Consider the following 12,852-nt stretch of genomic DNA (forward strand, 5'->3'; position numbering starts at 1 on the left):
ACGCGGGCTCGGCTATACTGAAGTGGCAAGCTAACACAAAGCATGAGTACAATTCGGGAGGGTTTGCTTTGAACAAGAAAAAGAGCACAATCGCGTTAAGTTTGGCTACGATCCTATTGCTGGCGGGCTGCTCGTCGGCCCCGGAGCCTCAAGGTCAGGCAGGAGCTGCAGCAGGCGGAGCCGCCGGGAAGACGAAGCTTTCCTATTGGACCAATGACCGCTCCGATGCCGATTATATCAAGCAGGTTATCCAAACGTTCAACGAAACGAACAAGGACAATCTGGAAGTGGAACTGACGGTCATGGCTGATAATTACGATCAGTCCGTCGATATTTCGTTTGCGAGCAAGCAGGCGCCGGACATCCTGCGTGTGGACCATAACAAGATTGTGCCATGGGTGAAAAAAGGCTTTCTGGCTCCGCTGGATACGTATGTAAGCGAAGACATGAAGAAAAAGTTTTCCCCGACGTTCGCCGAGGAGAAAAACATTTATGAAGGCAAGCTGTACAGCCTGCCAAACGTCGGGCAAGTGTGGCGTTTGATTTATAACGTCGATTTGTTCGAAAAAGCAGGCATCAAGTCGCCGCCGACGACGCTGGCGGAGCTGGTTGACACGGCCAAGAAGCTGACCGAAGCCGGCAAAAGCAGCGGCGCTTACGGCTTCGCAGGCAACTTTAAAAACACGTCCGCCTTTGACCGCGTCGCTTACCCGATCGCTACGCTGAGCGGTACAAACGTGGTGGAAGGCTATAACCTCAAGACGGGCCAATACGACTTCGGCGCTTACAAGGAAACGGTTGAGGCGCTGCGCCAGATGCGTTTGGACGGCAGCATGCTGCCAGGCACCGAGGCGCTTGATATCGACCCGTTGCGCGCGCAATTCGCGCAGGGCAAAATCGGGATGTACGTCAACCATTCCTCTGAGCCGGCCGTATACAAATCGCAATTCCCGGCGCAGATCAAATGGGCGACAGCGGTCGTACCGACGATTGACGGCAGCAAGAAGGGCGTTTCGCTCGTGAACGGCGGCGCATACTTGTCCATCAGCTCCGCTTCGGAGAAAAAGGAACAAGCATGGAAATTCCTCGAATACATGTACAGCGATGAAGTGCAAGGGAACTATCAGCAGAAGGGCTACGGCGTTTCGATCCTGCCGTATATCGCAGCACTCGGCAAGAAGCCGGAAATTGCAGGCATGGACGGCTTTACGCCAACAACGTATGACGGCATTTACCCGGCCGCTCCGACGTTCACCGTCGAAGGCAAGGTGGAGGGCGTGAAAAAATCCGACGCCTTCACGAAATATATGATTCAGGGCGGCGACCTGAATCAGGTCATTCAAGACCTGAATACCCGCTACAATGCAGCGCTTGACAAAGTTAAGGCGGCGGGCGATACAAAAGCGACGGCTAATCCGGCTTTCGACTCCGCTAAGCTGCAAGGCACACTCGGCAAGTAAGCTCCATAATCGCGCTTTGACCATCTCAAGCAACAGTCCCCCGCCGCATCCGGCATGGGGGACTGTTGCTTGAACGTTAACAGGAAGGGATGAGGCTTCATGTTGTGGACGAAGGAAAAGCTGGCTGCGCGGCTGAAGGATATCGAAGCGCTGCGCTATCGTGAATTGACGGAAATGACCGGGTTGAGGATGAAGGAAGACCCGGAGGGAGCGATCGGAACATACCCGGAGGAGGACGGCGAATGGCGTCCGCTGCGCGTGGGCGATGCGTGGGTTGGCCGCGATCTGTATGTATGGCTGGCGTTCGAAGCGGACGTTCCGGAAGCATGGAAATCCCGCAAGGTCATCGGCCTGTTTGATTTCGGGGCGACAGGCAACGGGAATAACAGCGGCTTCGAATCGCTGCTGTTTCTGAACGGACGTCCGTATCAGGGCGTCGACTCCAATCACGAGGAAGTTTTTCTCCAGGAAGCGCTGGCCGGCACGCAGGTACAGTTCCGCTTCCGTCTCTGGTCCGGCTTGAACGGCTACGGCAAGGCGGCTCCGATCGAGCACAAATTCAGCAAGGCGCAGCTCGGCTGGCTGGATGAGCCGACCGACGATCTGTACTATACCGGGCGCGCCATGCTGGAAACGGTACAGACGCTCAGCGAGCGGCAGCCGGAGCAGCATGAGCTGCTGGCTGCGCTTGACCGGGCGTTTCTGCGGATCGACTGGTCCGAGCCTGGCTCCGACCTGTTTTACGCCTCGGTGGAGGAAGCGCGGGATGTGCTGAAGCGCGAGCTGGAGCGGATGCCCAAGCATCATCCGGTGCAGGTGCGCTGCATCGGCCATACGCATATCGACGTTGCCTGGCTGTGGCGGCTGAAGCATACCCGGGAGAAGGCCGCCCGCTCGTTTTCGACCGTGCTGCGGCTGATGGAGCAGTACCCGGATTATGTGTTCTTGCAAACGCAGCCGCAGCTTTACGCCTATATCAAAGAGGATTACCCGGACATTTACGAGCAAATCAAGCAGCGGGTAGCGGAGGGGCGCTGGGAGGCCGGCGGCGCGATGTGGCTGGAAGCGGACTGCAATCTCGCTTCAGGCGAGGCGCTGGTGCGCCAGCTGCTGTACGGCACCCGGTTTTTCCGCGAGGAATTCGGCGTAGAATGCCGGTACCTGTGGCTGCCGGATGTATTCGGCTATAGCTGGGCGCTGCCGCAAATTTTGCGGAAATCCGGCATTGATATGTTTATGACGACCAAAATCAGCTGGAATCAGTACAACCGGATGCCGCATGATACGTTCCGCTGGAAGGGCATAGACGGCAGCGAGGTGCTGACGCATTTTATTACGACCCCTGATCCGGGCACAAGCGAAGGCGCCTTTTATTACACGTATAACGGCAGTGTGACGCCGGAGTCGGTGACAGGCATATGGGATGGCTATCGCGACAAGGAAATTAACCGCGAACTGCTGCTCGCATATGGCTACGGCGACGGAGGCGGCGGGGTAAACCGCGAGATGCTGGAGCTGCGGAGGCGGCTGGAGCATATGCCGGGCTTGCCGCAGGTGACCACGGGCCGGGCAGACGAATATTTCGACCAGCTGAAGCAGACGGTGGCCGAGACGGACCGTTATGTACATACGTGGAACGGCGAGCTTTATCTGGAGCTGCATCGCGGTACGTATACAAGCCAGGCGTATAACAAATGGGCGAACCGGAAGCTGGAGCTGCTGTACCGCGAAACGGAATGGATGGCCGTACTCGGCAGCCTGTACAGCGGCAGCTGGGACGCCTATCCGAAGACGGCGCTGGACGCCGGCTGGATCATTATTTTGCGCAACCAGTTCCATGATATTATTCCCGGCTCCTCGATTGGCGAGGTGTATGAGGACTGCCGGATTGAATACGGCGAGGCGTTTGACGCTGCGCGTACGGCTTGGGGACAGGCGGCCCAAGGGCTGCTGGCGCCGGCCGGCCAGATCGCGGAAGCTTCGGCTGGCCGCGACCGGGCAGAGCCTGTGAGCGGCTTGGATGCGGGACCTTCGGATGCGGAGGACGCGGAAGGTCGGAGCGGAGCGGTTGCCGGGCAGCTGACCGATGCGGACAAGACGGCTGACGCGCCCGATGAGCAATGCTTTACGGTGTTCAACAGCAGCTCGTGGAAACGCAGCGATGTGGTTGCCTTGCCAGCCGACGGCGCGCTGAACCATGTGGTGTGGAAGGATGCAGGCGGACGGACGCTGCCCGCCCAGCGCTCCGGCGCAGGCTGGCAGGTACAGGTGGACGATCTGCCTTCGTTGGGCTACGCGGTTATTCGCGCGGTTAGCGCTGATGGAGCCGCAGAGCCGGCGCAGGCGGCTGCCGAGCTGCCGTTCCAGGCGCAGGAAAACGGGCTGACGACGCCGTTTTATGAGCTGGTCTGGAATGAGTCCGGACAATTGACCCGGCTGTACGACCGGATCGCCGGACGCGAGGTGCTCGCGGCAGGCGAAGCGGGCAACGTGCTGCAGGTGTTCGAGGACAAGCCGAAGGGCCGCCATGAGGCTTGGGATATCGACATTTTTTATCAGGAAAAGATGCGGACCGTTGAGACGTGCACGCGGATTGAGCTGGAGGAGCTTGGCAGCGTGCGTGCGGTCGTTCGTTTTGAATGGACGTACCGGAATTCACGGATGGCACAGCAGATGATCGTATACGCCGATCAGCGGCGGATCGACTTCGTGACGGACGTAGACTGGCACGAGCAGCGCCAGCTGCTGAAGGTGGCGTTCCCTGTTCACGTACACGCCAGCGAGGCAACCTACGACATTCAGTTCGGCAACGTCAAGCGTCCGACGCATTGGAACACAAGCTGGGATTACGCCCGCTTCGAAAGCGTTGGCCATCAGTGGGCCGACTTGTCCGAGCGCGATTATGGCGTCAGCCTGCTTAACGATTGCAAGTACGGCTATGATATCAAGGAGCATGTGCTTCGCCTGTCGCTGATCAAGTCGGCGCTGGTGCCTGACCCGCAAGCGGATCAAGGCGAGCATCGGTTTACGTACGCGCTGCTGCCGCATGAGGGAGACTGGGTGCAGGCCGGAACCGTCCAGGCTGCGTGGTCGCTGAACAATCCGCTGACGGCGGCTTCGGGCCGGGCCGCAGAGGAAGCCTTCTCCCTGCTGGCGACGTATGCGGATCATATTATGATTGATGCGGTCAAGCGGGCCGAGGACGGTGACGGATTAATTGTGCGTCTGCATGAATGCATCGGGCGGCGCGGCTCCGTTACGCTGCGCAGCGACGCCGACATTGTCGGCTGGCAGGAAACGGATCTGATGGAGCGGCCGTGCGCGTCGGAGCTGGCTACCGGCCCGGTCACCTTCGCAATCCAGCCGTATGAGATCAAAACATTCAAGCTGCAGCTGGCTGCGCTGCCGCGAGGCTAAATGCAAGGAACGGACTCTGCCAGCAGGGTCCGTTTTGTGTTGTTGTTGCAGGCGCAGCCGCAACACGGCTGTCCGCGCAGGCAGCGATACCAGCCCGGCGCTAAAAAAAGCAAGGGATGAGAAATGCTGCCTTCATCGGTGTGGTATACTAGGAATTGGGCAGCCAAGACAAGCTGTGCTGGCGGGCGTGCTTGCGGCACGGGCGCTGCTGCGAGTCGAGCCAATTCTTTCTCCAGGGAGTGAACCATCCATGATCAGCAAGGTCGGTCAAATTATGCTGTATGTAAACAACCAGGATGCGGCAGTGGAGTTTTGGACAGAAAAAGCAGGATTTCAAGTCATCGCCGAGGAGAACAACGGTCAAGGCATGCGCTGGATTGAAATTGCCCCCACGCAGGAGGCAGAAACGAGCATTATTCTCCACAGCAAGGAATTTGTCGCCAAAATGTCGCCTGAATTAAATCTCGGCACGCCTTCGTTGATGTTTTTCTCGGATCATCTGGATCAGCTGTACAGCGACTTGTCGAATAAACAGGTGAAGGTCGGCGAGCTGGTGTCGATGCCGTTCGGCCGCGTATTTAACTTTGCTGATGATGAAGATAATTACTTTGCTGTGCTGGAAAAGAAATAACGGGTAAGAACCAAAGGCGGCTGACAGCCAGGGTCGGCCGTCTTTTCAGCAGGTTTCAGGTAAAGCGAATAACTTCGCATTTATTTGTGAAAATAATCACATACTATGTTTGAACATCATGGTATGCTTAACGCATAAGAAACGAAGGAGTGAAGCCAGATGAACGCTCATCGAACAGCTCAGGAAATGGAAACGGAAACGGTCGTTACCCGAAACTATTTGCAGTTTTGCTATACGTGCCAGCGGGCGCACACCTGTGTGACCGAGCAGCAATGTGTGGATTGCTGGGCCGCCAACGGCTTGATGCCCGCTGAGCCGGGAGAGGCCGAGGAAACGATCCGGCTGCTTCGGGCATATGCGGAGTAGACGGATCGTGACGAAAGCTGTCGTGTACACGAATGAGGAACGAAAACCGGGATTGTCCTCCTTCCTCGAGGGAGCCAAGTCCCGGTTTTTTGCGCTGGTCTCTGGGCTCTCAGGAGACTTGTGCAGAAAATAGCCGCGAATTCTAGCAATTTTTGCTATAATAGCGGTAAATCTTGCATCATTCGGGAGGACTTGATGAAAAAAATAGTGATGTGGCTGCTTGTCTGCATTCTGCTGCTAGGCGGGGCAGCCGATGTCGTGACGGGCTCGGCCGGCATTGCTCGGGCGGCTGCAGCGATCCCGTCCAAGGGCAGCCAGCATGTGCAGGATACGGCCGGGATGTTTCCGAAAGCCCAGCTTCTGAAGCTAGAAAAGGCGGCGGCGGCCTCGGTGTACCCGTTTTATATCGTGACCGTGAGCAGCTTCGGCGGGCAGCAGGGAGCCGATTTGGCCCGCGCGGCGTATCAATCGTGGGAGCTGCAGGCCGATGATATTTTTGTGCTGATCTCGAAGGGCGAACGCCGGATCGAGATGCACTTCAACAACGCCGACCTGCAGCGGCGGCTGGATGCGCTGCCTGTGAACTATGCGGGGGACAGCTACGCCGGACGATCCATGCTGGATCAGATGATCGGCAAGCATTTCACCCCGCCGGCGAAAAAGGACGACTACGTTCAAGGCTTGATCGCTTTGATTGATGCGATGAACGCCTTGCCGCCGCTGGAAACGAAGGAGGCAGCGCCGCCTGCCGCCGCCCCCGCGCCGACAAGTCCGGAGCAGCCGCAGGCCGAAGCAGGAGCAGAAGAAGAAGCGCCGTCCAACCCGGCGCTTTGGGAGGATGGGCGGCAGCCGGATTCACAGAGTGTTTGGGTTACCCTGGGCATCCTGCTGGGTTTCCTGATCGCCGTGCTGCTGGTTCTGCTGCTGCTGGTGCGCCTGATGATATTTTTGTGGCAGAAGACGGTCCGGCTGCGCAGGCTGAAGCTGTCCCAAGCGTTGTCGGTTGAGCTGCTGCAGGGCAGTGAGCAGTTGGCAACGCTGGCCGGGCTGTACACGTCGATGTTTACGAAAACGATGATTCGCGAGGTGGACGGGGAGCTTGATCGGCTGGGCGCAGATGTCCAGGAGCTGATCACCCAGCTTGAGGAAATCCGGCTGACGTTCTTTGACTTTGCCCGCAGCAGGCGGCAGGAGCTCAAGCAAGCGGCTGTTCGGCTGAAGGAGCTGCAGGCGCGCAAGCAGCCGGTCATGGCCCGCATTAAGGAAATGGTAAGCTGGGATCAGCAAAATCCGCTTGTCATTCAGCAGCTTGAGGCGGAAGCCCGGCAGCTGCAAAGCAAGGCGGCTACGATCGCGGCATCCGGAGAGGAGCTTGGGCGCCTGCTGGCGGACATCGCACGGTTCCAGCAGCAAATTGCTGCGGTGCATGAGCGGCAGCTGATCGAGCTGTTTGACGCCGGGCAAGCGCTGGAGACGGTAAGTGAGAAGCTGAGCTTGTACGGGGAGCTGCTGAACCGGCTGCCTGAGCTGAAGGCGTGGCTGGAGGAAGCTGCCGGTGAAGTAGACGACACTCGCAGCCGGGTCAATGAGCTGATGCGCCAGCAGTCGATGCAGGCGGTGGAAATTGACCCGCTGCAGGACATCGCGGAAGCGGAGGCTGATGTATCTGCGTACAGGACAGCCTTGGCGGCGGGAGATTTGGCGACGGCCGCCGAGCTGAAGACGCACGCGCAGCGGCTGTTGTCCGGGGCGTGGCAGGACCTGCGGCAGCAGGTCAAATTAAAGCAGGCGCTGGAGCCCAGGCTGCGCCGCGTTCAGGAGCAGCTGCGCAGCTTCGCCGCAGATTTCGAATCGCTGCGCGAAATGCGGGCAAGGCTGCAGCGGGAGTTCGACAGCTCGGCCTGGCCGGAGCTGCCGGATGAATACCGGCTGGTGGAGCTGCTGTTCACTGAGCTGGAGCGCAGGTTCCCGGCTGTCCGGCAGCAGTTTGCCGACCAGTCTTACCAGCAAGCGGACGGCGGTCTGGGCGAGGTCCAGCAGATGTATGCCGAGGCAAACAACCAGCTGCAGCAGTCGTTAGGGACTTACGACCGCGTTGTGAAGCAGCTGAACGAGCTGATCGCGGCTGTGCGAAAGGATTGGAGCCGCTACGAGCGCGTCCATTCTAGGGCAGTCAAGGAAAGGCTGCCGCTGCAGTCGTCCGCCTCCGGGGATACAGGCCGGCTGCCAGGCATCATTGAGCCGCAGAAGCGGCTGCTGGATCAGCTGCTGTCCCGTCAGCCGCTGCATGTGTCGCGTATTCAGGAGGCATACAATGTGTTCAGCGGACAGGTGAATGCGTTCGAGCATGGGGTTGACCGGTTGATGCGTGCGAAAAAAGAGGCAGTGCAGCGGATGCGTCAGCTGAACGCAAGCTTCAGATGGACCTATGCGCGGGCCAGCTCACGGAGGAGCACCCGTTCTTATTCGTCAAGCTATAGCAGCTCCATGCAGCAAGCGCAGCATCTGCTGTCGCTGGGGCTGTATGCGGACGCGATGCAGGAGTTGGCGGCAGCGGAGCGGTCGGCTTCCCGGATGCAGTCGATTTATGAAGCCGAGATGCGCGAGGAGCAGCGGGAGCGGGACCGGCAAAGAGCCGAGGAGCAGCGCGAGCGGGAGCGGGCCGAGGAGCAGGAGCGCCAGCTCCGGCAGCAGCAGGAGGAGCAGAGCCGGAGCTGGAGCAGCAGCTCCAGTTCCGGCTCCAGCTCTGGCAGTTCCGGCGGCGACAGCTTCTCCAGCTCGAATTCCGGCTCCAGCGGCGGCGATAATTTTTAGCCGCTGCTGCCCCCCTGAACGCGGCCGTCCTCGTCCGTCCATGCTCTTGACCAGGCTGTCCTGTATACCGGGACGGCCTGTATGCGGTGGAAGCAGGCGATCTCAACGCCGTCGAACCGCTCGACGTACGCCTGATTGACGTAGCGGCGGACGGTGCCTTTGCGCAGCGGGGTAATGGACAAGTGCAGCGGTTGTTCCTCCAGCGCGGCGCGGAACTGCTTCAGCCCGATTCGCCAGACGCTGCCGTCATGAATATGATCGGTCAGCAGCCGATCCCCGATATAGGCGGCGGCGACATCGCCGTCATAGCTGATCTCCAGAATGACATCCTCGACCTCCTCCGGCCAGGCGATGTCAAGGTGCAGCAGCGCCGCCCGTTCCGATACCGGCTGCACGCGCAGCGCGGCCTGGGCTGCATACGCGGGCAAGCCGCACGTATAGACGGCGAAGCCGCCGCTCGTTGCGGCAGTGAGCACGCCTTGCTCATGCCGCAGCATGCAGGCCGGGGCCGGATAAATCGCGGCCTCGACCTGGGCCGAGCCTGGCGCGTCGCAGACGAGCCGCCCGTCGTCGGCCGTCAGCAGCTGCGGGCTGAGCACCAGCCGCTCCTCGCCCCACAGCCGGAAGCGGTACGCCTGCAGCGCTTCCTGCCGCGTCAAGGTCAGCAAACGGACGACGGTACCGTCCGTCCGGCTGACGGTGACCGCCTGCGCCCGGCCCGGCACAGGGCGAATGACCCAATACGCGCCGTGATCCTCCACCGCCGCGCCTTCCCCCTGTACGGCTGGAGCGGTTCCCTTATCCAGCACGAATTCCGGCCGCATCCCGTCATGCGCGTAGAAGACAAGACACGGGCCGTCTGGCGAGGCCAGCCGGGTTAACGGCTGGACGGTTGCGCTGACGAATTTCACGCCGTCCAGCTCCAGATGAAACGGCAGCACCGCGCAAGCGCCGCCAGACAGCGTGATCGTCCCCTCGTACGGGAAGCGGACGTCGCCTTGCGCGGTTGCAAGCTGCAAGCGGAACGTCCGGTCCGGCAAGTCTACATGGTCCTGGAAGTTGTTCAGGAACAGGAAGCCGGATCCGTCCCGCTCGCGGAGGCACCAGCGCAGCGAGCCGGTCTCGGTCGGAGCGATATCGCTTTGACCGTCCGGAATGACGGTGCCCATCGGAGCCAGCAGGCCGCCGTACGCCTCCAGAAACAGCGACAGGCTGCGAATGTGGTGATACGATTCGTTGACAAGCCCGAATTCACCGATCGGAGCCTGGTAATCGTACGAAATTTTCGGCAAAAACTGCTCGTTCAAAAACGTGCGTCCGACCGGATTCGACCCGCCGTGGTACATGTAGTAGCCGAGCAGGTTGCTGCCGCTGGCCAGCTTCACGAGTGTCATCGCCTCCACGCTGGCCGCAGGCACAACCGGCCGCGCGTTGTAGCTTGCCTGCATCCCGCCCGCCATCTCGCAGTAGGCGACAGGGAATTGCAGCGTATCATAGCCGACCGGCTCGGCGGGCTGCACATGCAGGTCGCGGTAGACGTATTCCCGGCTCGGGGGCTGATTCGGCACCCACGGCGTATACGCGTAGGCGGCGAGCATCGGCAGCACGCCATCCTCCGGCACCGCTGCGCCGCCCCACGCCGTTGCAGTGAAAAATAGCGGCCGGATGCCGCAGCCTTCCGCGATCCGCCGCAGCTCCGTCAGATGGGCTGCGCCGTCCCGGCCGGCGCTTATAAATTGGCCATGCTTGTAGCCCCATGCGTCAGCGGGCGCGCCGGCATGCATATATTCATTTTCCAGCTGCACCGCAATAATCGGACCGCCCTCCTGGAACAGCCGCCCCCGCGCCTGCCGCGCTATTTCCCGGTACAGCCGCCGCGCATACGTCAAATACCCCGGATCATTAGAACGAATCTCTACCGGCTTTGCGAACAGCCAGTCCGGAAGCCCGCCGTTGCGCACCTCGCCATGGCAAAACGGGCCGATCCGCAAAATGAGTGGCAGCTTCAGCTTCGCGCACAGGTCGACGAAATGCCGCAGGCTGCGGTCGCCGCTCCAGTCGAACACGCCTTCCTGCTCCTCGTGGTGAATCCAGAAGACGTAGGTGGCGATAATATTCACACCTCCGGCTTTCATCTTCAGCAGCTCTTCCTCCCAATGCAGCGCGGAAAACCGCGAAAAATGAAACTCGCCGACAACCGGAATAAACGGCTGTCCGTTATGGGTCATATAAAAGCTGGTGAAGCCGTAGCGCTCCCCTTGCGGGCTGCAGCCGCCGCAGTCGGACAAGCGGCCGCCGTCTATTCGTTTGGCGGAGCTTGAAAGCGTATACGTAATCGTTTGGCTCATAAACCGCATACCTCCGTAACCTGATCGGAACGTGATCCCGCAAGCGGTCAACGTTCATGCCATATGTGTAATGTGTTCATCGTACTGGAACAGAGCGGACAAGCGGAAGTAACAATTTGGCTGAAAAAAGGATGAATGCTGCTATTCATGGGGCGAAGACGGGTAACACACGCGCGAATACCATACTTCTCCAGTCGGGGAAACAACCATTTCGGGTATGATCCGGTACGATTCGGGAGGAAAAGGGAGCATCGGCCGGGGGGGATGATCTGGGAAGCCCCTGCCTTTTAGGCATACGGCGCAGCTTCAATCCAAGCCTATCCCTTGTTGAGCCGGGGTAAAGCTTGGGTTTTTGCTTTCTGCTTTGATCATGCAATCCGATCATTTTCTACCCTGTTCCTTATGATATTCGCCTTACTAAGATGCCGGGAGATGAGTACAATACGAGTAGGGAAGCACAAAAGGGAGGCAAACGGAATGAAAAATAAAGCGGTTAAAATGGGCGTCAGCTTGCTGGCAACGGCATCCTTGCTGGCTGCATGCGGTAATACAGATCAACCTGCAGAGCAAGGCGCGGGAGGCGGCGCAGGTGAAAAGGTCAGCTTGACCATATGGCACAACTGGACGGGCCAGGATGCGAAAGCGATTGCGATGCGGAAAATTCTCGACGATTTCTCTGCGCAGCATCCGAACATCAAGCTTGAAATCGAAGGCTTGCCGACAGATGGCTTGAAAACCCGTTTGAAAACGGTAGCAGCGGCCAATGATATGCCGGACCTGTTTGTGATGTGGCCGGATGCGATGACCAAGGAGTTTGTCGGCGGCAACCTGCTGCAGCCTGTCGATGAGTTTCTGAACAGCAAGCCGGAATGGAAAAACAACTTCATCGACAAGGCGTTTGACGGCTATACGGTAGACGGCAAAATTTATTCGGTTCCGATGAACTTGTCTCCTTCTTCGTTTATTTACTACAACCAGGCGATTTTCGACAAGTTCGGCGTCAAGGTTCCGCAAACGTGGGCTGAGCTGCAAGCGGCTGTCGAGACGTTCAACAAAAACAACGTCATTCCGGTCGCGCTCGGCAACAAGGCGAACTGGGCCGCGCAATCGACGATCTTCAGCGCAATTGCGGATCGCGTCACCGGCACGGACTGGTTCCTCAAGGCGGCGAAGCAGGACGGAGCGAAGTTTACGGACGCTGAATTTGTAAAATCATTGAAAATTTTGCAGGACATGGGAACTGCGAAGACGTTCCAGGACGGCTTTAACAGCATTGACCAAAACCAGATGCGCCAGCTGTACTTCCAGGGTAAAGCGGCAATGTTTATCGACGGCGGCTGGGCGATGGCTGACGTTGTGAAAAACGCGCCTAAGGAAGTGCTGGATACGACCCATGTGACGATCCTCCCCCCTATCGAGGGCGGCAAGGGCGACGCGAAAACGACGTCCGGTGTCGTGGGTACAGGCCTCGGCGTCAGCCAAAAGCTGTCCGGCGCGAAGAAGGATGCGGCGATGCAGCTGTTCTACGCTTTGTCCGGACCGGACGGCCAGAAAGCAACGCTGGATAGCAGCACGCTGGTCAGCTACAAAATTGATGTGGACAAATCGAAGGCGCACCCGCTGTTCGTCGAGCTGAACGAGCTGATGAAAACGGTGAAAATATCGCCGGTGTATGATTCCAAGCTGAGCTCGGCGGCAGTCGAGGTGATCAACAACGGCTTGCAGGAGCTACTCTCGGGCGGCAGCCCGGAAGCGGTCGCCAAAAAAATTCAGGACGCACAAGCAGGCGCGCTTGGCAAATAAATGAGTTGGCAGA

The 12,852-nt window shown here is 59.1% G+C and carries 7 protein-coding genes; 6 read left to right on the forward strand and 1 reads right to left on the reverse strand.

Annotated features, from left to right (window positions below; all coding sequences use genetic code 11):
* The first annotated feature begins 68 nt into the window (after positions 1 to 68).
* The 5 genes from AC6ROY_RS12470 to AC6ROY_RS12490 all read left to right on the forward strand — a co-directional run bounded on the left by AC6ROY_RS12470 (position 69) and on the right by AC6ROY_RS12490 (position 8,688).
* The gene (locus AC6ROY_RS12470) at positions 69 to 1,460 is read left to right on the forward strand and encodes an ABC transporter substrate-binding protein (RefSeq protein ID WP_500100779.1); all 1,392 of its coding nucleotides are present in this window, start codon (positions 69 to 71) and stop codon (positions 1,458 to 1,460) included.
* A gap of 99 nt (positions 1,461 to 1,559) precedes the next feature.
* Entirely contained in the window at positions 1,560 to 4,877 is a 3,318-nt protein-coding gene (locus tag AC6ROY_RS12475) for an alpha-mannosidase (RefSeq protein ID WP_500100781.1), read from the forward strand.
* A gap of 250 nt (positions 4,878 to 5,127) precedes the next feature.
* Complete coding sequence (locus AC6ROY_RS12480) at positions 5,128 to 5,508, forward strand: VOC family protein (protein WP_500100783.1); 381 nt, start codon at positions 5,128 to 5,130, stop codon at positions 5,506 to 5,508.
* A gap of 159 nt (positions 5,509 to 5,667) precedes the next feature.
* The gene (locus tag AC6ROY_RS12485; protein WP_500100785.1) at positions 5,668 to 5,874 is read left to right on the forward strand and encodes a hypothetical protein; all 207 of its coding nucleotides are present in this window, start codon (positions 5,668 to 5,670) and stop codon (positions 5,872 to 5,874) included.
* A gap of 195 nt (positions 5,875 to 6,069) precedes the next feature.
* Positions 6,070 to 8,688, forward strand: a complete 2,619-nt coding sequence (locus tag AC6ROY_RS12490) for a TPM domain-containing protein (protein WP_500100786.1) — start codon at positions 6,070 to 6,072, stop codon at positions 8,686 to 8,688.
* On the opposite strand, the gene AC6ROY_RS12495 is transcribed toward AC6ROY_RS12490, so the two are convergent.
* Positions 8,685 to 11,036 (reverse strand): beta-galactosidase, encoded by a 2,352-nt coding sequence (locus tag AC6ROY_RS12495; RefSeq protein ID WP_500100787.1) that lies wholly within the window; start codon positions 11,034 to 11,036, stop codon positions 8,685 to 8,687. The genes AC6ROY_RS12490 and AC6ROY_RS12495 overlap by 4 nt on opposite strands.
* A 477-nt stretch (positions 11,037 to 11,513) precedes the next feature.
* Here AC6ROY_RS12495 and AC6ROY_RS12500 point away from each other — a divergent pair, with 477 nt between their 5' ends.
* On the forward strand, positions 11,514 to 12,839 hold the full coding sequence (locus AC6ROY_RS12500) for an extracellular solute-binding protein (protein ID WP_500100789.1): 1,326 nt from the start codon (positions 11,514 to 11,516) through the stop codon (positions 12,837 to 12,839).
* Positions 12,840 to 12,852: the final 13 nt, after the last annotated feature.

Source organism: Paenibacillus sp. sg306046, from assembly GCF_059821225.1.

Coding starts and splice junctions, on each gene's coding strand:
- AC6ROY_RS12490 (WP_500100786.1), top strand. CDS start 6,070: ATGAAAAAAATAGTGATGTGGCTGCTTGTCTGCATTCTGCTGCTAGGC.
- AC6ROY_RS12485 (WP_500100785.1), top strand. CDS start 5,668: ATGAACGCTCATCGAACAGCTCAGGAAATGGAAACGGAAACGGTCGTT.
- AC6ROY_RS12500 (WP_500100789.1), top strand. CDS start 11,514: ATGAAAAATAAAGCGGTTAAAATGGGCGTCAGCTTGCTGGCAACGGCA.
- AC6ROY_RS12480 (WP_500100783.1), top strand. CDS start 5,128: ATGATCAGCAAGGTCGGTCAAATTATGCTGTATGTAAACAACCAGGAT.
- AC6ROY_RS12475 (WP_500100781.1), top strand. CDS start 1,560: ATGTTGTGGACGAAGGAAAAGCTGGCTGCGCGGCTGAAGGATATCGAA.
- AC6ROY_RS12495 (WP_500100787.1), bottom strand. CDS start 11,036: ATGAGCCAAACGATTACGTATACGCTTTCAAGCTCCGCCAAACGAATA.